Source organism: Catenulispora sp. GP43 (genome assembly GCF_041260665.1).
Taxonomy (GTDB): Bacteria; Actinomycetota; Actinomycetes; order Streptomycetales; family Catenulisporaceae; genus Catenulispora.
On the sequence record NZ_JBGCCT010000026.1, the window covers coordinates 46,453 to 71,407 of the forward strand.

The 24,955-nt window shown below is 72.1% G+C and carries 19 protein-coding genes; 13 read left to right on the forward strand and 6 right to left on the reverse strand.

Features of this window, described 5'->3' with window-relative positions; genetic code table 11:
- Positions 1-4: 4 nt before the first annotated feature.
- Genes ABH926_RS38655 through ABH926_RS38715 form a run of 13 tightly spaced genes read left to right on the forward strand, consistent with a single transcriptional unit; the run spans position 5 to position 19,065 of the window.
- Positions 5-1,540, forward strand: coding sequence for a GMC oxidoreductase (locus ABH926_RS38655; RefSeq protein ID WP_370370945.1), 1,536 nt, complete (start codon positions 5-7; stop codon positions 1,538-1,540).
- The gene (locus ABH926_RS38660) at positions 1,537-2,667 is read left to right on the forward strand and encodes a beta-methylarginine biosynthesis bifunctional aminotransferase (protein WP_370370946.1); all 1,131 of its coding nucleotides are present in this window, start codon (positions 1,537-1,539) and stop codon (positions 2,665-2,667) included. The genes ABH926_RS38655 and ABH926_RS38660 overlap by 4 nt, the downstream gene beginning before the upstream one ends.
- Complete coding sequence (locus ABH926_RS38665) at positions 2,664-4,940, forward strand: amino acid adenylation domain-containing protein (RefSeq protein WP_370370947.1); 2,277 nt, start codon at positions 2,664-2,666, stop codon at positions 4,938-4,940. Before ABH926_RS38660 ends, ABH926_RS38665 begins: the two co-directional genes overlap by 4 nt.
- Positions 4,937-5,689: a PP2C family serine/threonine-protein phosphatase gene (locus tag ABH926_RS38670; protein WP_370370948.1), complete on the forward strand. Its 753-nt coding sequence runs from the start codon at positions 4,937-4,939 to the stop codon at positions 5,687-5,689. The genes ABH926_RS38665 and ABH926_RS38670 overlap by 4 nt, the downstream gene beginning before the upstream one ends.
- A 29-nt stretch (positions 5,690-5,718) precedes the next feature.
- Positions 5,719-6,891, forward strand: coding sequence for a 2-deoxy-scyllo-inosose synthase (locus tag ABH926_RS38675; RefSeq protein WP_370370949.1), 1,173 nt, complete (start codon positions 5,719-5,721; stop codon positions 6,889-6,891).
- Entirely contained in the window at positions 6,888-7,133 is a 246-nt protein-coding gene (locus tag ABH926_RS38680; RefSeq protein WP_370370950.1) for a phosphopantetheine-binding protein, read from the forward strand. Before ABH926_RS38675 ends, ABH926_RS38680 begins: the two co-directional genes overlap by 4 nt.
- Entirely contained in the window at positions 7,130-9,385 is a 2,256-nt protein-coding gene (locus ABH926_RS38685) for a lantibiotic dehydratase (protein WP_370370951.1), read from the forward strand. The genes ABH926_RS38680 and ABH926_RS38685 overlap by 4 nt, the downstream gene beginning before the upstream one ends.
- A complete protein-coding gene (locus ABH926_RS38690; protein ID WP_370370952.1) occupies positions 9,378-11,747 on the forward strand; it encodes a lantibiotic dehydratase in 2,370 nt (789 codons plus the stop codon). The genes ABH926_RS38685 and ABH926_RS38690 overlap by 8 nt, the downstream gene beginning before the upstream one ends.
- Complete coding sequence (locus tag ABH926_RS38695) at positions 11,744-13,162, forward strand: condensation domain-containing protein (RefSeq protein WP_370370953.1); 1,419 nt, start codon at positions 11,744-11,746, stop codon at positions 13,160-13,162. Before ABH926_RS38690 ends, ABH926_RS38695 begins: the two co-directional genes overlap by 4 nt.
- Positions 13,159-16,266: an amino acid adenylation domain-containing protein gene (locus ABH926_RS38700; protein WP_370370954.1), complete on the forward strand. Its 3,108-nt coding sequence runs from the start codon at positions 13,159-13,161 to the stop codon at positions 16,264-16,266. Before ABH926_RS38695 ends, ABH926_RS38700 begins: the two co-directional genes overlap by 4 nt.
- Positions 16,263-17,234, forward strand: a complete 972-nt coding sequence (locus ABH926_RS38705; RefSeq protein WP_370370955.1) for a TauD/TfdA family dioxygenase — start codon at positions 16,263-16,265, stop codon at positions 17,232-17,234. The genes ABH926_RS38700 and ABH926_RS38705 overlap by 4 nt, the downstream gene beginning before the upstream one ends.
- A complete protein-coding gene (locus tag ABH926_RS38710) occupies positions 17,231-18,271 on the forward strand; it encodes a 2-ketoarginine methyltransferase (RefSeq protein ID WP_370370956.1) in 1,041 nt (346 codons plus the stop codon). Before ABH926_RS38705 ends, ABH926_RS38710 begins: the two co-directional genes overlap by 4 nt.
- Positions 18,268-19,065 (forward strand): inositol monophosphatase, encoded by a 798-nt coding sequence (locus tag ABH926_RS38715; RefSeq protein ID WP_370370957.1) that lies wholly within the window; start codon positions 18,268-18,270, stop codon positions 19,063-19,065. The genes ABH926_RS38710 and ABH926_RS38715 overlap by 4 nt, the downstream gene beginning before the upstream one ends.
- Here the strand turns inward: ABH926_RS38715 and ABH926_RS38720 are convergent.
- From ABH926_RS38720 to ABH926_RS38745, 6 genes are read right to left on the reverse strand one after another with little or no spacing between them, the layout of a single operon-like run.
- Entirely contained in the window at positions 19,062-20,966 is a 1,905-nt protein-coding gene (locus tag ABH926_RS38720; protein WP_370370958.1) for a radical SAM protein, read from the reverse strand. The two genes, ABH926_RS38715 and ABH926_RS38720, sit on opposite strands and share 4 nt — an antisense overlap.
- A gap of 15 nt (positions 20,967-20,981) precedes the next feature.
- Positions 20,982-21,740, reverse strand: coding sequence for a thioesterase II family protein (locus ABH926_RS38725; protein WP_370370959.1), 759 nt, complete (start codon positions 21,738-21,740; stop codon positions 20,982-20,984).
- Positions 21,737-21,997 (reverse strand): phosphopantetheine-binding protein, encoded by a 261-nt coding sequence (locus ABH926_RS38730; protein WP_370370960.1) that lies wholly within the window; start codon positions 21,995-21,997, stop codon positions 21,737-21,739. The genes ABH926_RS38725 and ABH926_RS38730 overlap by 4 nt, the downstream gene beginning before the upstream one ends.
- Positions 21,998-22,002: 5 nt before the next feature.
- Positions 22,003-22,794, reverse strand: a complete 792-nt coding sequence (locus ABH926_RS38735) for a hypothetical protein (RefSeq protein ID WP_370370961.1) — start codon at positions 22,792-22,794, stop codon at positions 22,003-22,005.
- Entirely contained in the window at positions 22,791-24,080 is a 1,290-nt protein-coding gene (locus ABH926_RS38740; protein WP_370370962.1) for a DegT/DnrJ/EryC1/StrS family aminotransferase, read from the reverse strand. Before ABH926_RS38740 ends, ABH926_RS38735 begins: the two co-directional genes overlap by 4 nt.
- A 23-nt stretch (positions 24,081-24,103) precedes the next feature.
- Positions 24,104-24,889: a TIM barrel protein gene (locus ABH926_RS38745; protein ID WP_370370963.1), complete on the reverse strand. Its 786-nt coding sequence runs from the start codon at positions 24,887-24,889 to the stop codon at positions 24,104-24,106.
- Positions 24,890-24,955 lie beyond the last annotated feature (66 nt).

Below are 24,955 nucleotides of genomic sequence, written 5' to 3' on the forward strand. Positions count from 1 at the left end.
CCCCGTGGCCACGCATCCCCTCATCACCTGGCCGGACGGGACCGGGGCGATCCCCCGGACGTGCCGGATCGCGATAGTGGGAGCCGGCCTGGCCGGACTGGAGATCGCCAAGGAACTCGGCCGGGCGGGCGTGACCGACGTCCTGGTGCTCGAATCGGGTCCGGTCGGCGATCCCCGCCACAACAACACGGCGGCCTCGTCCGAGGACGCGCTGCGGGCCTGGCTGGCCCCGGGCACGGACCGCTATTTCGACCGGCCGTGGGAGTCGGCGGATCCACCGCACTACACCAGCCCCGGCGGCCGCCGGCGCCGGTTGGGCGGACGCTCCCTGTACTGGTACGGGATCTGTCTGCCGATCGAGGACTGGGCCTTGACCGCCGCGGACTGGCCGGCGGCGGTGGTGTCCGATCTGGTGGCTTCCTGGCGCGGCGGGCCTTCGCTGTACGAGCGGATCCGGGAGCAGCTCGCCGCCTGGCGGACGCCGAAGACGCCTTGGCCCGCCTTCGGAGCCGAGCCCGAGACCGGGGACCTCGGCGGCTTCATGTTCCGCCGGACACCGATGGCGGTCAGCCGCGACGCCGGTGGGGCTGACCGCTGGTACGCGTACTCGGCACTCGACACCTGGCGGGATCCGGTCACGGGCGGCGCCCTGGCGGAGATGGCGGGAATCAGGATCCTGACCGGCGCGGACGTCACCGGTGTCGTCGTCCGCGACGGCGCCGCGCGCGGAGTCCTGATCCGCGATCCCGAGGGTTCGTCCATGGAGATCACGGCCGAACAGGTCGTCCTCGCCGCCGGAACCCTTGAGAACTCACGGCTCGGCGCTCAAGCGCTGTACGAGGCCGGCGCTCTCACCGAACCGCGGCTGACCGGCCTGGCGGACCACATCGTGCAGGGCTTCTTCCTCAAGCTGTCCGGTGCGCCGGCACGCCGGATCCTGGAGCGGCTCGGGCCCGGCGACCACTTCGCCGCGGGTCCGGAGTCGAGCCGCTCCAACCTGTTCACCGAGATGATCCCGCTCGGCGACGACGGGGTCCTGGTCGACATCCGGGCCACCGGCGAGCAGCTTCCGGACGAGCGGACCGCGGTGGTCTGCGAACCCGCTTCCCGCGGGCCGTGGCCGATGCGAGTGCACGCCGTGCCCTCGGACGCCGATCTGGCACTGATCGCGGCGCAGCGCGAAATGCTGCAGACCGTTCACGACGACATCGCCCGGATCACCGGGTGCGTGCCTTCGCACCTGGACTTCGGGTCGTTCACCAATCCCGCGCGCACCAACGCCTTCGTGCTGCCGGAGGACATCGGGGCCGCCCCGCGGGACGTCGCCGTGACCTGGTCGAGCCACCTCGGCGTCGAGGACCACGAAGGCGGCACCCTGCCGCTGGGCCGGATCCTCGACGACGATCAGGGCTTCCGGGCGGTGCGCGGACTCAGCGCCGCAGGCCCCTCGACGTTCCCCAGGCTCGGCGCGGCGAACCCGTCCCTGACCACGCTGGCCTTGGCGCACCGGCTGGCCGCGATCCTGGCGGACCGCTCATGACCGCTCGGCTGTCCGCGCTGCAACGCCGGCTCGCCGTCGCCGAGAGCCGGCCGGACGAGGACTGGCTGGTCCTGGTGGAGAACGTACCGGCCTGGCCGCCGGGACAGCGCCCCGACCTCACCCACGTCGTCGCCGACCACGCCGCACCCTATTCCTACCTTCCTTCGCGCGGCGCGCCGGCGCTGGTCGAGGCCATCGCCGCACGGGAGCGGAAGGTGTCCGGCAGCTCCCTGATCGGGGCGGCGCACATCGCGGTGACGGCCGGCGGGATGAACGCCATCGGCACGATCCTCCGAGACTGCTTCGACGCCGGATACCGCAAGACCGTGCACGCGATCCCCACGTTCCGGGGCGTCCGGGACTCGATGGCGGCCGCCGGTCTGTCCCCGCACGCGGTGGCGCTGACCGGGAGCGCCATGGACTGGGAGCTGCTCGCCGCCGAATGCACGGAGCCGACGGTGCTCTACGTCAACCTCCCGCACAATCCCACCGGAATCGTGCCGACCGCCGAGTACCTAGCAGGACTGGAGGATTTCGCGGCGTCGCATGACGTGTTCGTCCTCTACGACGCCGTCTACGACTCGTTCCTCTTCCGGGAGCGGGGCCGCCCGGCGCCGGTCGACGTGGCGATCGGCCATCGCGGGTTCACGATCGTGAACTCGATGTCGAAGAACTACGGACGGCCCGGCGACCGGATCGGCTGGATCGTCGCGCACGAGCAGACCCTGGATCGGCTTCTCCCGCGCCTGGAATGGGAGGCGGTGTGCGTGAACAGCCGCGCCCAGGCCGAGGCCGCGGCGGTGATCGACGGCGGGAACGAGGTCCTGCTGGCAGCCGTCGAGACCGGACGCGAGGCGTACCGCGAGCATGCCGCCGGACACCCGGTGCTCGACGTCCCGGTGCCGGACGGCGGCACGCAGCACTGGCTGGATCTGCGGGTGCCGGACATCGAGGCGTTCGCCGACTTCGCGCTCGACGCGCACCGGCTGGTCCTGACGACGTCGGCCAACTACGCGCCGAGCCCCGCCGGGAGCATCAGGTTCCCCACCGGAGTGGCGCCGGAGCTGATCCGGGCCGGGCTGGAGCGGCTCGGGCGGGTCCTGGCCGACTGGGAGGAGAGGTCATGACGGATTCCCCGAATCGGGAGGAGAACACAGCCCGGCTCGGACCCGGTGCCGCCGATCCGGCGGCGGAGGGCACCGCGAGCTGGAACGAAGCAGCCGCCGGCCTCGGCCTACACGCGTCAGCACTAGCGGCGGGCGTCCACGCGATCGCCTCGGCGCTCACCGACGGGCGTGCCGACTCCCCGGCTCTGTCCCAGACCGCCGTCGGATGGTTCGGCACCCTGCCGGACCTCCCCGACGATGCTCCGCCGGTCCCGCAGACCGTCCTGGCGCGAATCCTGGACTGGCTGCGCGCGGACCCGGCCGCGCGGGTGGCCGACCTGCTCGTCGCCGCGAGCGGTCTGATCGGCGCCCCGCCCGGGGAATCAGAGCACGAGCACGCATCCCCCGAGGTGCCGACGCTCATGTCCCCCGCTGTTCAGACCGCCGTGCTGCACTCCGTGTCGCAAAGCCGAAGCCGAAGCCAAAGCCAAAGCCCGAGCAGCGGCGCCGAGCCGCCGGTCCGCCCGGTGCCGGAGCTGTTCGCGGACCAGGCGCGTCGGCACCCGCGACGCATCGCCGTCGAGGCCGCCGACGGCACCGCGACCTTCGCCGCCGTGGACGCCGCCGCCACCGCCTGGGCCCGACGCCTGGCCGCCGCGGGAGTCGGACCCGAGGACGTGGTCGCGGTCCTGCTGCCGCGTGACAGGACCCTGATCGAGGCGATGGTCGGGATCTGGCGGGCCGGAGCCGCGTTCCTGCTGCTCGATCCGCGCGACCCCGACGACCTGATCCGCTACAAACTCCAAGCCGCCCAGGCCCGCCGGCTGATCGTCGCCGATATCGGGGCCGGCGCACGGTGGCCGCTGCCGGTCATGGCCGCCCGGGAATCCGAAGCGTCCACCGCCGGCGGGACCGGCGCCGATCCCCGCCCCGCCGCCACAGCACCGGAGCAGCTCGCCTACGTCGTCTTCACCTCCGGCTCGACCGGCCGCCCCAAGGGCGTCCTCATCGAGCACGGCGGCCTGGCCGAACACACCGCGACCCAACTCGCCCCGCACTACCTCGCGGTGGCCTCGCCGGACGGCCCGCTCCGGGTGGGCGGTGCGGCCCCGGTCACCTTCGACTCCTTCATCGACCAGGTGCTCCCGATCCTCGCGCTCGGTCACACGCTGGTCCTGTTCGACGACGAGCGCCGGGCCGACCCCGAGTCCTTCATCGGTGCCGGACTCGACGTCGTCGATTGCGCGCCGTCCCAGCTGGCGGTGCTGCTCGCGCAGGGCTTGCTGGACCAGCCGCAACCGCCCCGGCTCATCGTGTTCGGCGGGGAGAAGCCGAACCGGGGAACCTGGGACCGGCTGCGCGCCGGCACCGCACGCGCGGTGAGCGTCTACGGGGCCACCGAGGTGACCATCGGCTCGACGGCGGCCGACGTCCACGAGCACGCCGAGGTGAACCTCGGCTTCCCCGACGGCTCGGCACGCGTCTACGTGCTCGACGAAGCCGGCCGCGTGCTGCCGCCCGGCCTGATCGGCGAGATCCACCTCGGCGGCCCGGGTGTCGGCCGCGGCTACCTCGATCCGGAGCGGACCGCCGAGACGGCGTTCGTCCCGGATCCGTTCGCGGGCGTCCCCGGAGCGCGCATGTACCGCACCGGGGATCTCGGGCGCGTCGAGGGCGACGGACGCCTGGTGTTCCACGGCCGCCTGGACGACCAGCTCAAGATCCGCGGCTACCGCGTCGAGCCGGGCGAGATCGAGGCGGCGCTCGAGGCGGTGCCCGGGGTGCGGCAGGCCGCCGTGGTCCCGGCCCCGGCCCAGGGCCCGCCGAGCCACCTGGTGGCCTGCCTGGTATGCGCCGAGGACGCGCCTTCGTGGCCTGAGATCAGGGCTCGCATATCGGGGCGGCTGCCCGCGCACCTGCTGCCGAACCGCGCCGAGTTCCTCGACCGGCTCCCGTTGACCGCCAACGGCAAGATCGACCGGGCGGCGCTGCGGTCGGCGGTCGGCGACAACCGCGGCGCCGCCGCCGAACCCGAACCTCCGGCCGACGACCTGGAGGCGGCCATCCATGCGGTCTGGTGCGAGGTGTTGGAGCTGGACGGCCTGGGGGTGACCGACGACTTCCTGGACGCCGGGGGCACCAGCCTGGCCGCCATGGAGATCGTCGGACGCCTGCGCCGCACCCTGGATCGGCAGGTCCCGGCCCGGCTGGCGCTCAACGCGCGCACAGTGCGCGAACTCGCCGGGCTGCTCAGGGGCCTGACCGTCACCGAGGCCGCGGCGGTGCGCCCGTGACCGCGGTGCTGACAGCCGTCGCGCTGACCGACCGCGGCCTGCGCCGCGAGGAGAACGAGGACGCCTTCCACGTGGGCGCGCACCTGCTCGCGGTCGCCGACGGCATGGGCGGGCACGTGGCCGGCGGGCTGGCCAGTGCCACCGTCATCGCCGAACTGGCGACCGCGGACCGGGACGGCCTGCTGGCCGACACCCGGGGCCGGCTGCGGGCCGCGATCCTGGCCGCGAACAGCGCCATCGCCCGGCTGGTCTCGGCGCGGCCGGAGATCGAGGGGACCGGGACGACCGTGACCGCGGTGGTGTTCGACGGCGCCGAATTCGTCGTCGGCAACGTCGGGGACTCCCGGACCTACCTGTTCCGGGACGGCACCTTGACCGGACTGACCCGCGACGACAGCTTCGTCCAGATGCTGGTCGACAGCGGCCAGATCAACGCCGACGACGCCATGCGGCATCCCTTCCGCTCGCTGGTGACGCAGGCGCTGCAAGGCCAGGACGACGTGGTGCCGACCATCGCCGGCCATCCGGCGCGGCTGGGCGACCGGCTGCTGTTGTGCTCCGACGGGCTGACCGACGTCCTGGGCCCGCAGGAGCTGACCGCGGCGCTCTCGGTGCGCTCGGCGCACGAGTGTGCGCACGCCCTGGTCGACGCCGCCCTCACGGCGGGCGGACCGGACAACGTCACGGTCGTCGTCGCCGACGTCCAGCCCGGGGCCGCCGGGCAGCCGATGAGGAATCAGAGCCAATGAGGACGATGAGGGAACCCATTGTGAATACCTTGACCGTCGCGTCCGAGCAGGACTGGCTGGCCCGGACAGTCGATCTGGGAGGCGTCGCCTTCCCCTATCGGTTCGGCTACGACTGCGTCGACCGCATCGCCTGGTCGATCGGCCGTCTGGAGCCGGACCGCATCCTGGTCGTCACCGACGACACCGTGGCCGGGCTGCACGGCGACACGCTGTTTCCGGAACTGGCCGCGCACGCCCCGGTCGAAGTGATCAGCATGCCCGCGGGCGAGGGCATGAAGTCGCAGACGACCCTGGCCTCGCACCTGGAGCGCTGCATCGCCGCCGGTGCGACCCGCGGTTCGGTCGTGGTCTCCTTCGGCGGGGGCGTGCCCGGCAACCTGGCGGGGCTGATGGCCGCCCTGCTGTATCGGGGCGTCAGGCTCGTGCACGTCCCGACCACCACGGTCGCCGCGATGGACTCGACCCTGTCGCTCAAGCAGGCCGTCAACAGCGCGTACGGGAAGAACCACATCGGCACGTACCACACGCCGCAGGGGGTCTTCACCGACGTCCGGTTCCTCCAGACGCTCCCCGAACGCGAGCGCAGGTCGGGGCTCTGCGAGGCGGTCAAGAACTGCCTTGCCATCCGGCCGCAGGCGATCGAGCCGATGCGCGAGCTGTTGGCCTCCGGGACGACGAACTCCGCCGAGGCCCTCCTGTGGCTTCTCGACGAAGGGCTGACCGCGAAGACCGGGGTGACCGCCGGGGACCCGAAGGAGCAAGGCAGGGGTCTGATCCTGGAGTACGGACACACGGTCGGCCACGCGGTCGAGCTCTGCGACCAGCGGATCCGCGGCGCCCAGGGCGTCTCGCACGGCGAGGCGGTGGCTCTGGGCATGCTCGCGGCCGCCCGGATCGGCCAGGCCCTGGGCACCCTGTCGGCGCCGGACGTCGCCGTCCACGACGACCTGGTGGCGCTGCTCGGTGCCGCGTCGTGCCTGCCGTCCGGGGTCGAGCCGGACGAGGTGGTGAGCCGCGTCGGCGTCGACAACAAGCGGGGCTATCTGAGCGTCGGCCCCAAGGAGGCGGCGATGGTCGTGCTCGACGGGCTGGGCGAGCCGTTGGGCGAGCGGGACCTGCCGCTGGTGAGCGTCCCCATGGAGCTGGTGGCCGAGGCTGTCGCCGGGCTCGTCGACCAGACCGGGGAGGGGAACGCCCGATGACCGGGGTCGCGCTGGCCGAGCAGTTGCGGTCGATCTGGCAGGAGGCGCTCGGGGTGCCGGTCGACGGCGCCACGGACTTCTTCTGGGAGGGCGGCCATTCCTTCATGGCGTTGGACATCGTCGCCCGGTCCTCGCAGGCCTGCGGGACGGACGTGCCGCTGCGGACCCTGTTCGACCACCCCGAGTTCGACGACTTCGTGGCGGCGGTGACCGGACGGTCCGAGAACGGTGCGGCGGCTTGACCGGCAGCGGCCTGCCGGGGCACCTGGCCCCGCTGGGGACGACCGGCTGGGCGGTGTGGCGTGACGTCGCGGTGCGCGGCGCGGGCCTGCCCGCGGCCCGGGCCCGGGCCGTGCACGGCGCCCCGGCCGGGGTGATCGGCACGGATCTGGCCCGGACGGCCGCGGACCCCCGGTTCCGCGAGGCGGTCGCATGGCAGAACCCTGATCTATTGGGCCGCTGCCTGGACCGGGTGCGCGCGGACACCCCGCGGAACCGGCAGGGCCGCCGCGACGAGGCCACGGTCGCCGCCTACCTGCAGCGGTTCGCGCTGAAGAACGACACCATCGGCGCGTTCGGACCCGTGGGCTGGGCCACGGTGACGACTGAGGCGGCCGCGCCCTGGTTCGCCGCGGTACCGGGCCCCGCGTTGCTCAGCCGGCGGACCACGTACTTCGAGACGTGGGCGATCGACGAGGCGGCGCGGGCATTCCTGGAACTGCCCGGGCTGCGCGCGCAGCTGCCGCCGCGCCCCGCCGGCACCATCGAGGTGGTGGCCGGCGTCCTGCACCGCCTGCGGCGGCGGCCCGTGGAACTGTCACCGGACCAGCTGACCGTCCTCGATCTGTGCGACGGGGTCCGCCCCCTGCATGAAGTGCTCGACAAGGCACGCTCCCAGTCGGTCCCGGACTCGGTCTTCACCAGCTTGCTGGAGCTCGGTGCGGTGGAGCTCGACTTGTCGGGCCCGGTCGAGGCCCGGCCTGAGGAAACGCTGCGGACGCGGTTGGAGGCGCTCGGTGACCGGGCCGTGGCGGAGCCGGCGCTCACCGCCCTCGCCGGACTGGTCGCGGCTCGCGACGCCGTCGCGCGCGCCGCGGATGCCGAAGCCGTGGCCGAGACGATGGCGGTGCTGGGCGAGGTGTTCCTCCGCGTCACGGGGACCGCCGCCACCCGTCGTCCCGGTGAGGCCTACGCCGGACGCACCCTGGTCTACCAGGACTGCGTCCGCGACGTGGACGTGCGGATCGGGCCCGGGCTGCTGGCCGCCGTCGCGGCGCCGCTGGGGCTGATGCTCGACAGCGCCGCCTGGCTGGTGGCCACGGTCGGAGCGGCCTACCGGGAGTTCTTCGGCCGGCTTTATCAGCGGGAACGGGAACGGTGGCCCGAGGGCCGCGTGCCCCTGGGCTATCTGGTCAATCGTGCCGCGCCCGACCTGGACGCCGCCGGGTCCGCACCGCCGCTGGTGAAGGCGGCGGTCGCGGAATTCCAGAAGCGGTGGGCCGCCATCCTCGCCGCTCCGGACGGCGTCCGCACCGTCCGATTCGACGCGGCGGACATCGCGCCCGCGGTCGCCGCCGCGTTCGGCGGACCGGCTGCGCGGGCGCCGTGGAGCGCGGCGCGACAGCACTCGCCGGATCTGCTGTTCGCCGCGGCCGACGCCGCGGCGCTGGCCGATGGCGACTTCACCTGTGTCCTGGGCGAACTCCATCTCGCGGTGAACTCGCTGGAGAGCCGTTCGTACGTGGAGCAGCACCCTGATCCGGCCCGGCTGCTCGCCGCTTCCGAGGCGGACCACGGCGATCGGCGGATCCTGTGCGCACCGCCGAAGACCTCCCGCCTGGTGACCTCGCGCGTCATGCCGCCGTCGGCGCTGCTGTCCGATCGGTTCACCTACTGGTCGTGGTCGCCGGATCCGGAATCGATGGCCGCCCCCGGTCGCAGGCTGCCCGGGGCCGGGATCACCGTGCGGGAGGCCGGCGGCGAACTCGTCGTGGAGGCCGGCGGCGCCGAACACGACCTGCTCGAGATGCTGGGCGAGATCCTCAGCGGTGTCGTCGTCAACGCGTTCCAGCCGTTCCCGGCCGCCGGGCACCGGCCGCGGGTCACCGTGGACCGTGTGGTCGTCGCCCGCGAGTGCTGGGTGTTCACCGCGTCCGCGCTCCGTTGGGCGTTCTTGAAGGACGAGCGCGAACGCTTCGAGCAAGCGGGGCTGTGGCGCGCGGCGAACGACATCCCGGAGCTCGTGTTCTTCAGGACGCCGCTGGAGGGCAAGCCGATCGCGGTGGACTTCCGGAGCGCGGCGCTCGTGGGGATATGGGCCAAGGCCGTCCGCGCCGCCGCTGCCGATACCACTACCGAGAACTCGGCGCGGATCACCGTCACCGAGATGCTTCCCGGCCCGGACGACCTGTGGCTGACCGACGCCGACGGCGCCCGCTACACCTCGGAGTTCCGATTCGTCGCGACGCGCCCGGCGGGAGCCCTTCATGACTGACGAGCAGGTGTCGATCCGCTCGGTTCCCCTGGGCGAGACCGGGTGGCGGCTGTGGTGCGACGCCGTGCTGCGCAGCGCGGGATTCGCGGCTGAGGAGGTGGCGGCGATCCGGGACCTCGATCTGGCTGCCGCCGCCGACTCTGATTCCGATTCCAATTCCCACTCCGGCTCTGATTCGAGCCCTGATTCCGACCCAGATCCCGGTTCCGGCTACCGCGCGGCCTACGCCGCCGCCTCGGCCCGGCTGGCGGCCGCCACCACGCGTATCGCAGCCGACCCCCGCTTCCGGGAGGCCGTGGCCTGGCAGAACCCCGACCTCGTCGGCCACTGCCTGGACAAGGTGGCGGCCGGGGTCGCGCGCAACTCCCGCGGTCGGCAGTTGGAGGCCGGGGTCATCTCCTACCTCCAGCGCTACGCCCTGAAGAACGACACCATCGGCTTCTACGGCCCGGTCGGCTGGGCCCGCCTGGACCCCGACGCACCCGGTTTCCAGTCCCGGCCCGGACCGGAGCTGCTCGCCGGCCGCACCACGCATTTCGAGATGTGGGCCGTCGACGAGGTGGCGCGGGCGTTCGCGGCCCGGCCCGACGTGGAGCAGTGGCTCACGCCGACCCGGAGTCCCGCGGTCACCGTCCTGAGCCGGACGCTGTATCGGCCGCGTGGCCGTCCGGTACCGCTGACCGGCGATGAACTGGCCGTCTTCGAGTTCTGCGACGGTGACCGCACCGTCGCCGACGTTCTGCGGACCGCCGCCGAGCACGGCGTGGCCGCCCCTGAGACGGCACTGAAACGACTGGTCGCACTGGCCGCGCTCCGCATCGGGCTCGAAGGACCGGTGGACGCCTGGCCGGAGCGGGGACTGCGGCACCGCATCGCCCGGATCGGCGACGCCCGGTTGCGGGACGACCTGCTGGCCGCGTTGGACAGCCTGATCGCGGCCCGGGACGCGGCCGCCGAGGCGGCCGACGCCGAGTCCGTCGTGGCCGCCACCCGGACGCTGGGCGCCCGGTTCCGCGAGATCACCGGCGGCGACGACACGCGCCGCGCCGGGCAGGCCTACGCCGGCCGGACCCTGCTGTACCAGGACTCGCGCCGGGACGTCGAGGTCGTCGCCGGCACCCCGGTCCTGGACGCCCTGGCCGCACCGCTGGGCCTGGTCCTGGACAGCGTGCGGTGGCTGGTCGCCGAGTGCGGCCGGGCGTTCCGTACCCTGCTGACGGGCGCCTTCCGGGCCGAGTGCGTCCGGTCCGGCCACGACGAGCTGCCCCTGCCGCTGCTGCTCGCCCGGTGCGGCCCGGACCTCACCGCCGACGACGGACCACCGTGCGCCGCCCGGGCCGTGATGGCGGAGTTCCAGCAGCGCTGGCAGCGCATCCTCGGGTTCGGCGACGACGACCGCCGGATCACCGCCGCCTCGGCGGACCTCGCCGCGGGGGTCGCCCGCGAGTTCGGCGGTGCGACGGTGCCCTGGTGCGGGGCCGGACGGCACTCGCCGGACCTCATGATCGCCGCGGCTTCCGCGCAGCACGTCGCGAGCGGCGATTTCCTGCTGGTCCTCGGCGAACTCCACGTGGCGGTCACCAGTGTCGAGGGGCGCGGCTTCGTCGAGCAGAGCCCTGATCCAGGCAGCCTGCTGGCGGCCGTCGAGCAGGACTACGCGACGGGCCGCATCGTCGCCGTCCATCCCAAGGACTCGCCATTCGTGACCTCCCGTGCCGCGCCGCCGACCGCTCTGCCGTCCGACCGGTTCACCTACTGGACCTGGTCCGAGACGCCACCTGCCCTGGACCCGCCGGGTCCCTGGATCCCCGGTGCGGACCTCGTGGTTCGCGAGCGCGACGGCGCCGTGCTGGTCGCGACCCGCTCGACCGGTGCCGAGTACGACCTGTTGGAAGTACTCGGTGAGATCCTCAGCGCCGCGGTCGCCAACACCTTCCGACCGATCGCAGCCGGGCCGCACAGCCCGCGGGTCACCGTCGACCGACTGGTCATGGCCCGGGAGACGTGGCGGTTCCCCGCCGAGGAGCTGGCGTGGGCCTTCGTGTCCGACGACGCCGACCGGTATCGGCAGGCCCGCCGATGGCGGGCCGGGCACGGACTCCCGGAGCGGGTGTTCGCCCGGACCGGCTCGGGGACCAAGCCGACGGCGGTCGATTTCACCAGTCCGGCCCTGGTCGGCATGCTCGCCAGGACGGCCCGGCGGGCCGCCGGGACCGGTCAGGCCATGGTGACGTTGAGCGAGATGCTTCCGGACGTATCAGGCCTATGGCTCTCGGATGCCGCCGGGAAGCGCTACACGTCGGAGCTGCGCGTCGTCGCCGTGGACGGGGACGGGGACGGGGACGGGGACGGGCAACGATGAGAATGGTCGAGCTCAACGGTGCCTCCCTGGGGCCGGGAGACCTGTTCCTGTGGCGGCCCGTCGCGGCAGCCGCCCCCCTTGAGGAGTCCGCGGCCCCGCCGTCCTACGTCCAGGAACAACACCTCCAGCAGTGCGACGCCCGCCGCATGGCCGGTGTCACGCAGCCGCGCTGGGCCGGCGTCGCCGTCGACCTACCAGGCCGGCTCGACCACGACGTGTTGTCCGCCGCGCTGTCGGCCGTCGTCCGGCGGCACGATTCGCTCTCCTGCACGTTCCGGGTCGAGCGGGGCGAGGCCCAGCGGCTGACGGTGCCCATCGGGACCGCCGGATTCGCGGTCGAGAACCTGGGGACCGCCGCGTCCGGCGCCGAGGCGGCGAGCCGGCTGATCGAGGCCTTCGACCGATGGACCGAACCGTTCGTCTGGCCCGCCTTCCTGTTCGCCGCCGTGGCGCGGGAATCGGGGTGGACCCTGTTGTTCGCCGCCGACCGCGTGCACGCCGACCTGTATTCGTTGGGCTACGTCGCCCACGAGATGGTCGAATGCTACGAAGCCGGGGCGGGCAGCCGGCCCGCGCGGCTGCTGCCCAGCGCGGTGTACTCCGAATACTGCGCGGCCGAACGTGTTGCCGCGCCCGACGATCGCGCCCGGGATGCGGCCGCCCGCAGATGGCTGGACCTGGCCGAGGCCGCCGGCGGGACCTTCCCCGGGTTCCCCGTGGACCTCGGCGGCGGTCCCGACCAGCCGCATCCGGCCGCGTACCGGGAGATCGACCTCGCGGACGCGGCGACCGCCGAGCGCTTCGAGCGCTGGTGCCGCGACCGCCGCGGCGGCCTGACGTCCGGGCTGGCCGCCGCGGTCGCCCACGCCTGCGCGGCCCGCGATCGGTTCCACGCCGTGCTGGCCCTGCAGACCAGGCCGTCACCCGCGAAATCGGCGATCGGGTGGTACGTCAACGCGGTCCCGCTGACGTTCGCCGTCGCCGACACGAACACGAACACGAACACGAACACCGACACAGACACAGACACCGACACCCACGCCGACTTCGCCGGGACACTCCTGGCCGCGCAGAGGGCGATGCTCAGCGGCTACCGCGACGCGCAGACACCCTACAGCCCGGTCACCGATCAGCTTCCTGAGAAACTCGGGTTCGAGCAGGCCTGCTGGCTGTCGCTGGCCGACTTCCGGCACCTGCCGGGCGCGGACCGCCATGCCGAGTGGAACCTGCGGGCCGTCGCGGCCCCCCGCCACACGACCGGCGGCGATCTGTGGATCAACCGCGTCGACCGGGGGCTGGCCGCGCACATCCGGTTCCCCGGCACTGACGAAGCACATCGCGCCGTGACCACGTTCGTCGACTCGCTCACCGCGATCATCGCGGGCATCGCAGACCTTGGAGACGTATGGACATGACCGCGTCCTCCCTTCCCTCCCCCGACTCGATCATCGCGGTCGCGGCCGAGGTGATCGGCGTCCCGCCCGAGAGGCTCGCCGGGCGATCCCTGACCGAGCTGGGCGGGAGCTCGCTGGCGGCCGGCCGGTTGGTCGTGGCGTTGCAGCGCCGTCACGGGCTCCGCCTGGCGGCCAGGGACGTACTCACCGCTGACGACCTCTCGGCGCTCCTGGTGGAACACCTCGCCGCAGCAGCAGCACCGGCGCCGACGCCGGCTGTGGCCGGGCCCGAGTCCGGAACCGGTCCGGCGAGTGTCCAGACGCCGCCGAAGCCGGGCGAGCTGGTCCCGCTCACGTGGCAGCAGCGCATCATGTGGTTCCAGGCCAAGCTCGACCCGGGATCGCCGCGGTTCCACTTCCACGCGCTGCTTCGGTTCGACGCGGTGCCCGACCCGGATGCGCTGCGCGGCGCCCTGGCGGAGGCGCTCAGGCGGCTGCCGGTGCTGCGGACCACCGTCAAGGAGACGGCGGACGGGGTGTGGCAGGAGGTTCCCGCCGACACCGTGGCACCGCAGGATGTGGAGCTCCGGGACGTCAGGCTGGACCGGATGCCGTCCGTCACCAGTGACGTCCTGCGCGAAGTCGACGCCGACAGGCCGTTCGACCTGGCGGCCGGCCCTCTGGCGCGCTGGACCCTGGTGCGCTTCCCCGACGGTTCGGCCGGCTTGCTCCATTCCGAACACCATCTCGTCCACGACGGACTCAGCTTCCTGACCTTCCTGGCGACGCTCGGCGAGCCGGACCCCGGAACGGATCCCGATCTCGGCTACTTCGTCTACGCGCGCGACCAGACGCCGCCGGCGGAAGGCGCGGTCCAGGCTGCTGTCGAGGCGTGCGCGACCTCCGACCTGACGGCGTTCGCCGGAGACGGCGGCGGCAGCGGCAGCAGCAGCAGCAGCAGCAGCAGCAGCAGCAGCAGCAGCAGCAGCAGCAGCAGCGAAACCACCGCAAACGGCGACCTGTTCCTCCGGATCCCGGTTCCCCGCCACCTGATGGAACGAGCGGACCGCGCCGCGCGTCGGGCCAAGGTCTCGCGCTTCGCGGTGTTCCTCGCGGCGTTCGCCGACGCCGTGGCCCGGCATCAGAACCGCGAGCACTTCGTCCTGGGCACGGGCACCGCCAACCGTCCGGCGGAGTTCGGCTCGACCGCGGGGATGTTCGTGTCCTTCGTCCCGGTGGTCGTCGCGCACCGCGACGATCCCGGCTCGCACCTCGCCGCCGTCGACACCGCCCTGAGCGAGGCGATCGACCGGTCGCACCTGCCGGTGCAGGACATCGTACGCGGGCTCGGCCGGCGGGTCCGCGGCGGCAACACGCTGTTCACCGCCGGCTTCAGCCACTTCGAGCAGACGATCACCGAGGTGCGGTTCGCGGGTGTGACGGCGACGGTGGAGGTGGGGTTGGCGACCGGGGTTGCCAAGGGACCGGTGGACGCGGTCCTCGTGGTCCGGCCCGGGGAAGCGGACCCGCGCGCCGAGATCCTGCTGGAGGGCGAGTCCGCCGTGGTGTCCGAGGACGACTTGTGGGCACTGTGGACCTATACGGCCGAGTGGCTGTCCCGGCTCGATCCGGCCGATGGTCCGGCAGTGCGCGACACCGAGGTCGGCGAGCTGCTGACCCGAGTGGTCGCGCATGCCGGGCGAGACGGCCGCCAGGTCGCTTTCGCCGATGAATCCGGGTCCCTCACCTACGCCGATCTCGTGCGATTGGGCGAGCGCGGACGCGAGGTGTGGCGGCCTGGCGACGTCGTCGGGGTCCTCGGCGGGGCCGGCCGTCGCTTCTTCGCCACGGCGTTCGCGGTTCTCTACGCCGGCGCCACGTACGTCCCGCTCGCGTCGGACCAACCCGTCGAGCGCCTGCGGTCGATGGTCAGGCAAGCGGGGTGCGGGTCCGGGGTGCGCATCGACGCGGCCACCTCGACACTGGCGGCCGCGCTCTTCCAGGATCCTGATACACCAGACATCAAAGTCCTGACTTGGGAGGACCTGGATCGCCCTACCTCGGCGCCACCCTCGGGACCGGCGCCCACCTCCAGCCCGGCCTACATCATGTTCACCTCGGGCAGCACCGGGCAGCCCAAGGGCGTCGTGGTGCGCCGTTCCGGGCTGGACCCGTTGTGTGCGTGGGCAGCCGGAATCTGTGCCTTGAGCCCGCGGGACACCGTGGCCCAGTGGGCGAGCACCGGGTTCGACGGCTCCGCGCTGGAGGTGTGGCCGGCGTTGTGGGCCGGGGCGACGGTGCGCACCGTCCCGGCGGACGCCCGCATCGATCCGCTCGCGCTCGCGCAATGGCTGGCCGCCGAAGCCGACTGCGCGTTCGTGACCGCGAGCTTCGCCGAACTGCTGGCCGAGTCGGACTGGCCCGCCGCCTGCCGGCTCCGGGTGTTGATGACCGGCGCCGAGCGGCTTCATCCGATACCGGCGGGCCTGCCGTTCCGAGTCCTCAACGCCTATGGCCCCACCGAGGCCACGATCGTGGCGACCGCGGGCTGGGCGGTACTCGGCGCGGACGAACTGCCGCCCATCGGCCGGCCTCTCCCGCATGCCGACGTCAGGGTGGTCGCACCGAACGGCATCCCGGTCGCCGCGGGTCTCACCGGGGAGTTGTGGATCGGCGGAGCGGGAGTCGCCGACGGGTACGTCGCCCAGCCGCAGCAGACCGCGGCCCGGTTCATCCCCGATCCGTACGCGGACGAGGAGCCGAGGCGCCTCTACCGGACCGGGGACCTCGTTCGGCTGACGCCCGACGGCGTTCTGCACTACGTGGGCCGGCAAGACCGCCAGGTCAAGGTCTCCGGAGTCCGGTTCGAACTCGGCGAGCTGGAAGCCGCGGCACGTCGGCGGCCGGGCGTCCGACAGGCTGTCGCGCTCACCGGTCCCCCGGACGATCGGCCGCACCTGTTCGTGGTCCCCGAAGCCGACGCCGATCCCGACCGGCTCGAACAAGAAGTCCGCGAATCGCTGCCGCCGCAACTCAGACACCTGCCAGTGCGATTCGTCCCCGAACTGCCCACGACCGCCAACGGGAAGGTCGATGTGCAGCCACTGATGGACACCGTCCGATGACGGATGTCACCTCGGCCGCTGCGCCTGTCCTCCAGGCCCCGGACGCCGATCCGCTCGGTTGGCTCGCCGCCAGCGCGCCGACCATCTCGGCGCGACTGCTCGACACCGGCGCGGTGCTCGTCAGGGGTCTGCCGGCGAGTTCACCCGCCGATCTCGCCGCGGCGCGCGCGGCCCTGGGGGTCCAGCCGTTCGTCTCCACCGAGGCTTTCGGCCATCGCAGCGAACTCGCGCAGGGCGTCCTGTCACCGATCAGGTGGCCGGCCGGCCGGGAGCTGTGCCCGTACCAGGAAGAAGCGTTCGGCACCATCGTGCCCGGCACCGTGCTCACCGCCTGTGTCCGGCCTCCCGACTCCGGCGGGGAGGCGCTGCTGAGCGATGCGCACGCGCTGCTCGCGCACCTGCCGGAACACCTCCGAGACCGACTGAGCACCCAGGGCTGGCTGATGACCCGGTCCTTCCACGGCTATTTCGGCATGACGTGGCAGGACGCCTTCGGGGTCGCCGACCGTGAGCGGCTGACCGAGGTCTTGGCCGCACAGGGCATCGACCACGCCTGGCTCCCGGACGACGTGTTGCGCACCCGTCGGCGCCGCACCGCGATCCTGCGGCACCCGAGCACCGGGCTCGAATGCTGGTTCAACCAGATCGCGTTCCTGAACAACGGCAGTCTGGAGCCGCGGGAGCGCGCCTTGCTCACCGAGGCCTTCGGCGACGATCTGCCGGTCGACTCCGCGTTCGGCGACGGCACACCGCTGAGCCCGCACGACCTGTCGGCCTTGCACGCGGCCTACGACGCCACCACGACGGCGATCGCCTGGCAGAGCGGCGATCTCCTCGTCACCGACAACATCCGTACCGCCCTCGGGCGCGCGCCGCATAGCGGCGATCCCGCCTTCCTGGTCGCCCTCGGCGATCCGGTCGATCGGCGGGCCCATGAGCAGTTCCCTTCGGAAGAGGACAGACCATGAGTGAGTTCGAGGGCGGTCTGGTCGACGCGCTCCAGCCGATCCGCCACTACTTCCTGGCCCAGGTGCTCGACTACGGACTGCGCTCCGGGCTCCTGGACGAACTCGCCGCCGCACCCGGCCGCCCGCTGCCCGAACTGGCCGCGGCCTGCGGCCTGGACCGCGAGCGCCTGGCCGGCCTGCTGCGCTACCTCTCGGCCGAGGAGATGGTGACCGAGCCGGAGACGGCGCCGGCCCTGACGGCGCGGGGGCAGGACGTGCTCGCCTATCGCCCCTGGTACGAGCTGCTGCTCGGCGGCTACAGCGACACGTTCAAGGAACTCCCGGCGGTCCTGGCCGACCGCAAGGCCTACGCCGGCCGGGACGGCGCGATGGTCGGCAAGGGCAGCTGCGGGATCAGCCGCCACGACGCCATCCCGCTGGTCCGCGGTCTGCTGGCGAAGCTGCCCACGGCCGCGGCCACGCTCGTCGACCTCGGCTGTGGCGACGGCACGTTCCTGCTCGACCTCTGCGAGAGCGAGGGCGACGGCGAGAACAAGGGCCGGGGCATCGGCGTGGACCCGTTCGGCCCCAGCATCGAGGCGGCCCGCCGGCAGGCGGAGGCGCGCGGTGCCGCCGACCGGGTGCGCTTCGTCGCCTCGCCCGCCGAGGAGTACGCGTTCGACGATCCCGCCATGACCGCGCCGTGCTCCATCGCTGCCTTCTCGCTCCAGGAAGTGCTGGAGCAGAGCGGCCACGACGCGGTCGTGGACCTGGTCCGGAGGGCGCTGGCCCCGGCCGGCGCGCATCTGGCGGTGGTGGAGGTCGACCACCGCCCGTCTGACGCAGTGGTCCGGCACGGCCTAGGCCTGGCGTACTACAACCCCTACTACCTTTTGCACCAGGTGACCGAGCAACGGCTGGAGACCGCGGCGTTCTGGCGCGGGTTGTTCGCGCAGGCCGGGGCGGAGATCGTCGCCGAGCACACCGTCGATCCCGACGTGGATTCGACCGGCCTGGAGCTCGGGTTCCTGCTGCGCCCCGCCGGAGCAGCGATATGACGGGCAGAGTCGGACACCCGGACGACGCCGATCTGGCCCTGCTGCACCGGATGGCGGACGTCGCCGACGAGATCGCCCTGCGAACACCGGGCCCGCAGGTCCGCGCCTGGCGCAAGGCGGACGGCAGCGCCGTCAGCGAGGCGGACATCGAGGTCGAGACGGCGCTGCTCGCCATGCTCGCCGCCGAGCGCCCGGCCGACTCGGTGCTGTCGGAGGAATGCGGCGCACGCCAGGGCACCGGTGGCACCGGCCGGCGCTGGATCATCGATCCGATCGACGGCACCTCGTCGTTCCTGGCCGGCGGCCGCGACTGGGGGACACACATCGCGCTGGAGGACGCCGCGGGCCTGCGAACCGCCGTGATCACGCGCCCGACCGAAGGGCTCAGGTACTGGGCGCTGCGCGGGGCGGGAGCGTATCTGAGCTCTGATGCCGATCCGGAGGCGCCGCCACGGCGGCTGACGATGACGGCGGGACCGAGCCTGGCCCAAGCTCGTGTCTCAGGGTTCGTCGAACCCGGCTCGAGGGCCGGCCAGGCGCTGGCGGACGCGGCCACGTGGGTCGAGGAGGAGGTCTGCGCCGTCGGCGCCCTGCTCGAAGGCCGGCTCGAAGCCCTGCTGGACGAGGGCGGCCAGATCTGGGACCAGGCGCCGGTCGCGCTACTGGTCCCAGAGGCCGGCGGAGTGTTCCGTGACGCGCACGGCGGGATGCGCCCCGATCTCGGGTGGGCGCTGGCCTGCCGCGGCGGGCTCTGCGAGGAGTTGTGGGCGGTGCTGAAGGGAGACCTGCCCTAGCCCTCCACAACCCGCCAGGTGGGAAGCACTTCACGGAAACGAAGCACCATGCCCTGGCAGTAGTTCGCGTTGTGCTCCAGGCTGCGCTGGGGCATGTAAGGCATCTTCTGCCTGGCCCGGTGGTCGATACGCACCGTCGTACGCGCGTCCGCGCTGTCCGCGCCGGCCGGCAGCAGTTCCCGGTCGGTCAGCAGTCGCGTCATCGGTGCGGACACCTCGACCAGGACCGACTGCTTGTCATCCGTGCCCTTCACCACGGCCTCGGTGAAGTCGTACTCCGGCGCGCGGAACGGTTCGCGATAGATATAAGGACGACTCAACAGGTCGAGCTCGAACGCCTCACGGGCCAGCGGGTCTTCCCACCAGGGCTGGGCACGCACGTAGTCCGCGAGCAGCGCGTCGAACTCGGAGCGCAGGGAGCTGAGGGTGAAGTGCGCGGTCTTGCCGCTGTTGAGCAGGTCGTAGTTGGCCAGCTGCGCCGTGGACTCGGCGAAGAACCGGCACACCTCGTTGTCGGTGCGGCTCTGGAAGTAGCGGGCGACGTCGGCGAAGAAGTCGCCGTAGGCGATGACGCCGGTCGCGTCGAGGTATCCGGAGAGCAGGAACAGGGCCCGCATGTTGTACAGGGAGTGGACCGCGTAGTTGAGCCAGTAGCCCTGACGGCACTCCTCGCGGGACACCCAGCGGGTGCCGACCACCACCTCCGCCTCGGCGACCTCGCTGGGCACCTCTTCGGTGACCAGGCCGTGCAGCTCGCGCTGGCTGTGCATCGGCGTGTTGTGCAGCAGCAGCTGCGGGTACACGATGATCGTGTCCGCGTATGAGCGGCACAGCGAGGTCAGGCCGTCCTTGAACGACTCGTAGGTCTCCCCCGGCAGCGGCCAGATGAGCTCCACGTAGGAGCTGATCTGCTTGTCGCGGAGCTGCTGCTGGAGCGAGATGTACGTCTCTTTGCGGATGTTCTGGCGGTCCACGGTCGCCAGCGTGCCGGCGTCGAGGGTCTGCAGGGAGATCGGCTGGGTGACCATCATGCCGCCCTTGACGAAGATCTCCGTGATCTCCGCCATGCGTTCCGGCTTGTTCTTCGCCGCCGCCATGTGCACGACCAGCGGGTAGCCCGTGCGCTTGCCGCATTCGACGATGTGGTGGGTCAGCTCGACGTCCCTCGGCGACAGGCCCCAGTTGGCGTCGGCGATGAAGATGCCGGTGGCGCCGTGTTCGCTGATCCAGGTGAGCTCGTCCTTGATCCGGTCGCCCTCGAACTTGTGCACCTTGTCGTTCGTGGCGGCGCCCCAGTAGCAGAAGCTACAGCTGAAGGGACATCCCCGGTTCGTCTCCATGATGGCGAAGCTGTAGGACTGGTCGTCGAAGACACCGGTGAGGAACGGGGAGGGGATCTCCATCAGATCCTTGATCCGGGGCGCCGGGAGCGTGGTGCGGAGGTCACTGTCGTGCCAGTAGGACAGTCCCGGGACGGCCGAGAGTTCCCGTGTGTCCGCGGCGAGCCGGCGCAGCAGCTCGACGAACGTGTGCTCGCCCTCGCCGTTGCACACGTAGACGTTCTCCGGCTTGTCGGCGAGGTAGGTGGCCGCGTGGTTCATCACCTGCGGGCCGCCGAGCAGGAAGCGGGACTCCGGACGCTCCTGCCGCAGCCGGTCGAGCAGCCACCGGACCAGCCGCATGTTCCAGATGTAGCAGCTGAAGGTGTAGACGTCGGCGTCCAGCTCGAGCAGCCCCGCCAGGATCTCCTCGCGCGGCAGCGAGACCGGCCGCGAGACGATCCGGAAGGAGTACGCCGGGCCGACCTCGGGGTCGTGGGCCGCCATGGCCTGCAGGTAACCCGAGGCCAGCGGCAGGATGTTCTCATAGGTGGGAAGCTCGACGAGTACGACGGACCTCATATCAGATTCCTGTCTTCAACGCGCAGTCGTACGGCTGAGAGCCTCGGCGAGGATCCGGGTCACGGCCGCAGTGTGCTCCAGGTGGTAGAAGTGGTTGCCCGGGAACGTGTGGACCTCGAACGGCCCCGTGCCCAAATCGCCCCACCCGCGCAGGCCGGCAGGCGAGACAACGGTGTCGGCGTCGCCGCCGAGCGCGACGATCGGCGCGGACAAGGCCCACGGTCCGGGACCGGGGCTGTACTCATAAGCCAGGGTCAGGTCGGCCCGGCAGACGCCGAGCGCCAGACTGAGCATGTCGGGGAACTCCTCCAGGCCGTCGGGCGTGCCGCCGTACTCCCGCAGTTCCCCGAGCAGTTCGCCGTCGGTCAGGTCGGCGGGGGACGATCCCCAGCCGCGGTCGTGATGCGCGGGGACGGCCGCGGACGGGAAGAAGACGGCCGGCGGCCGGCCGGCGCGCTCGAGTTCCCGGCACAGCTCGAAGCCGACGTACGCCCCCAGGCTGTGTCCGAAGACGCCGAGGCGCCCGGACTCCGGTTCCAGCGCGGCGGCCAGCTCGGCCGCGATGTCACGGACCGTGCCGGCGTGCGGCTCGCTCGTGCGGGACGCGCGGCCGGGATACTGGGCCGCCAGGACCCGGACCCCGGCGGGGAAGCTCCCGCGCCACCGGCCGAACGCCTGCGCCGAACCGCCCGAATGCGGCAGCAGGACCAGCGTCGTGTGGAACGGCCCCGTCCCCGCGCGGTCGACGTCCCACAGACACCGGGGAAGGTTCATTCCGGTACGGGCGCCGCGGCGACCAGCTGGTCCACCCGCTCGGCGAGGTCCTTGAGCACCGGGGCGTCCAGGAGCACCCGGACGGTGAACTCGACATCCCACTCCCGGCGGGCCAGCAGGACCACCTTGGTGGCCAGCAGCGAGTCCCCGCCGAGGTCGAAGAAGTCCTCGTCGGGCGCGACCGCCTCCAGATCCAGGACCCGGCCCCAGATCTCGGCGAGCCGCAGTTCGGTCGGCGTCATGATTGCGTCGTCCATCTCCATCACATCCGGGTGGGGGCCGCGGTCGCGGCCCGGTCGAGGAAGGCGAGCAGCGCGCCGCGCACCCCGGGGTCCTCGGCGAGCACCGGCCGCAGGCAGTCGAAGCGCACGGTCTGCTCGGGAGCGATCCCCAGCCAGGCGGCCTCGGCGGGGTGGTCCCGCGACACCAGCTGCAACACGTCGGCGGCCGGCGGCGGCGGGTCCGGGTGATGGACGGCCACCAGGTACGTCAGCCATTGCATGTACAGGTCGATCGTGGTCCCCATCGCCTGGTCGGCCTCCGCCGCCGTGAAACCGTCCGCGGCGAGCACGGCCCGGGAGCGCTGGGTGAGGTCGGCGGCGATCCGTGCCAGGTATTCCTCCGGCGTCGGGATCAGCGCCGCCACGTCCAGCAGCGGAATGCGCTCTTCCAGGTCGGTGTGCCCGGCGATCTGGCGGGCGATCTCGGTGTAGTTCTTGACGAGGTGGTAGTCCAGGCAGCGGGACGGATCCAGGTAGACGATCGGCAGCGGCGGCCGGTCCGGTCCGCCGACCCGCGCCGCGATCGGCGCCGCCAGGGGCGCGGCCGCGCAGTACGCGACGACCGCGACCGCGTCCCGGGGGTCGGTGTCCATGCGCCGGCACAGCTGTTCGGCGTACGCCCTCGTGTCGAGCTCGGTGGGCAGCGGGTGGGTGAGCAGGTATTCGCACTCGAGATCCGCGTCTTCCAACCGCAGTTCCGTCAGGTGCGCCTCGGGGCGCCGCCCGGGGAAGTCGAGCATCAGGATTCTGTTGCGCGCCGACGCCACCGTCACAGGGGGTTCTCCATATCGCCGGAGACCTGTGCCAGTTCGCCCGCGTTCTGCGCCACCTTGGCCACGGCTTCGGCGAGCACCGCCATCTGCGCCGGATCGGCCAGCAGTGCCGGGTGGTGCAGGGTGACGCAACAGCGGTAGGCGTCTTCGGCCGCGGGGACGGAGGTCTGGGTCAGCCGCTCGATGCCGGGGATGGCACCGTACCGCCGCTTGCTGTCCGGACGCAGCAGCGGATGCCCGGGCAGCGGCGGATAAGTGGTCTGGAACGGAGCACCGGTCTCGGCCCGCAGCGCCGCGGACACGACCGAGGCGTCGAAGCCGGCGAAGGCTTCGGGGTCGATGCGGAACACGTAGTAGTAATGAGTCCGCTCGGTCACGCCTTCCAGCGCCTCGACCGGCGCGACACCGGGGATCTCACGCAGCGACGCGTCCAGCGTGGCCGCGTTCTCCGCGCGCATTTTGTTCTGCGCGGGCAGCTCGAGCAACTGTCCGGAGAGCACGGCGGCGGTCAGTTCCGGCATGCAGTAGTTGGAACCCATGACCTCGCCGGTCAGCGACAGCTCCATCTCGCCGACGCGCGGGTCCGCGACCCGCGAGCGGCCGTCGGAGCGCAACTGGTACATCCGCCGGTACAGATCGTCGTCGTCGGTCACCGCGACGCCGCCCTCGCCGGCGGTCAGCAGCTTGGTCTGCTGCATGCTGAACGTGCCGACGTCTCCCCACAGGCCGACGGCCCGCCCGCGCCACCGGGCGCCGTGCGCCTGCGCGCAGTCCTCGATGAGGCCCAGGCCGTACCGGCGGCACAGCTCGGTGAGCGCGTCGAGGTCGCAGACGCTGTTGTAGAGGTGCACGATCGACAGCGCCTTCGTGCGCGGGGTGATCGCCGCCTCGACCGCGGCGGGGTCCAGGCACAGCGTCCGGGGATCGACGTCGACGATCACCGGCAGCGCGTTGACGGCCATCGCGGTGGACGCCGAGGCGACCCAGGTGATGCCCGGGACGATCACCTCGTCGCCGGCCCCGACGTCCAGCGCCTCCAGCGCGGTGACCAGGGCGGAGGTGCCGTTGGTGGTGGGCACGCAGTGCCGGGCGCCGAGGAAGTCGGCGAATTCGCGGGCGAACGCCGCCTCGCTCCCCGGGCCCTCGGCCTTGGGGCCGGAGATCGCCCAGCGTCCCGACTCCAGGCATTCCAATGTCTTCTGACGGGTGGATTCAGTGGCCGTCGGCCAGGCCGGCCAGCCCGCGGCCCACAGCGGCCGCCCCCCGTTGATCGCCAGCTTGCTCACGTCTCTCCCTGCCTACAGGGTGGTTACCGGGGCTTGAAGACCTCGAACGCCTGCCGGAGCGCGCCGGCGGCGTCGGTGAGAGGCACGAATTCGTGGGAGACGAATCCCTGGTACCCCAGCTCGCGCAGATGCGCGGCCACCGCGGGGTAGTTGATCTCCTGCCGCTCGTCGATCTCGTGGCGGCCCGGGACGCCCGCGGTGTGGAAGTGGCCGATCAGCGGGAAGTACTGGTCGACCGTCCGCAGCAGGTCCCCTTCCATGATCTGCGAGTGGTAGAAGTCGTAGAGGATCCGCAGCGCCGGTGATCCGACGCGCTCGACCACCTCGGCGGCCCAGGCCGTGCTGGCGCACTCGTGGCCCGCGTGGTCGACCTTGGTGTTCAGCGGCTCCAGCAGGAGTCCGACACCGGCCGCCTCGGCCTCGGCCGCGAGCGGTGCCAGGCCCTCGACGCACGCGGTGATGGCGTCCTCAGGGGTCTGCGGTCCGCGGTCGCCGGAGGCGACGGCGACGTACCGGACGTTGTTGGCGACCGCTTTCTTCAGCGCCACGCGGACCTGCTCGCGCAGTTCCTCGTGCCGGTGCGGGTCGATGAAGCCCTCTTCCAGCGGCATGTGCCCGTCGATGATGACCAGCTCCAGCCCGAGCTCGGCCGCGTGCGGCCAGTGTTCCTCGGGAAGGAAGTCGACACCTTCGAACCCGATGGCCTTCGCCTGCGCCAACAGGTCGCCGGGTGGAGGTGTGGGCTCGGTGAACGACCACCACGCGAAGCTTTGCCGGTAACCCGGGGCAGCCTGAGATCCGTCTTGCATAAGAAACCCCCCATGCACGTCGTCGCGCCACATCCGCGGCCAAGCCGCACGGATGCGAACATCGGA

What these genes read in the sequence shown, in the direction of transcription:
- ABH926_RS38710 (WP_370370956.1), top strand. Translation starts at nt 17,231, where the DNA reads ATGAGTGAGTTCGAGGGCGGTCTGGTCGACGCGCTCCAGCCGATCCGC.
- ABH926_RS38690 (WP_370370952.1), top strand. Translation starts at nt 9,378, where the DNA reads ATGACTGACGAGCAGGTGTCGATCCGCTCGGTTCCCCTGGGCGAGACC.
- ABH926_RS38720 (WP_370370958.1), bottom strand. Translation starts at nt 20,966, where the DNA reads ATGAGGTCCGTCGTACTCGTCGAGCTTCCCACCTATGAGAACATCCTG.
- ABH926_RS38745 (WP_370370963.1), bottom strand. Translation starts at nt 24,889, where the DNA reads ATGCAAGACGGATCTCAGGCTGCCCCGGGTTACCGGCAAAGCTTCGCG.
- ABH926_RS38725 (WP_370370959.1), bottom strand. Translation starts at nt 21,740, where the DNA reads ATGAACCTTCCCCGGTGTCTGTGGGACGTCGACCGCGCGGGGACGGGG.
- ABH926_RS38680 (WP_370370950.1), top strand. Translation starts at nt 6,888, where the DNA reads ATGACCGGGGTCGCGCTGGCCGAGCAGTTGCGGTCGATCTGGCAGGAG.
- ABH926_RS38695 (WP_370370953.1), top strand. Translation starts at nt 11,744, where the DNA reads ATGAGAATGGTCGAGCTCAACGGTGCCTCCCTGGGGCCGGGAGACCTG.
- ABH926_RS38660 (WP_370370946.1), top strand. Translation starts at nt 1,537, where the DNA reads ATGACCGCTCGGCTGTCCGCGCTGCAACGCCGGCTCGCCGTCGCCGAG.
- ABH926_RS38730 (WP_370370960.1), bottom strand. Translation starts at nt 21,997, where the DNA reads ATGGACGACGCAATCATGACGCCGACCGAACTGCGGCTCGCCGAGATC.
- ABH926_RS38705 (WP_370370955.1), top strand. Translation starts at nt 16,263, where the DNA reads ATGACGGATGTCACCTCGGCCGCTGCGCCTGTCCTCCAGGCCCCGGAC.
- ABH926_RS38665 (WP_370370947.1), top strand. Translation starts at nt 2,664, where the DNA reads ATGACGGATTCCCCGAATCGGGAGGAGAACACAGCCCGGCTCGGACCC.
- ABH926_RS38715 (WP_370370957.1), top strand. Translation starts at nt 18,268, where the DNA reads ATGACGGGCAGAGTCGGACACCCGGACGACGCCGATCTGGCCCTGCTG.
- ABH926_RS38700 (WP_370370954.1), top strand. Translation starts at nt 13,159, where the DNA reads ATGACCGCGTCCTCCCTTCCCTCCCCCGACTCGATCATCGCGGTCGCG.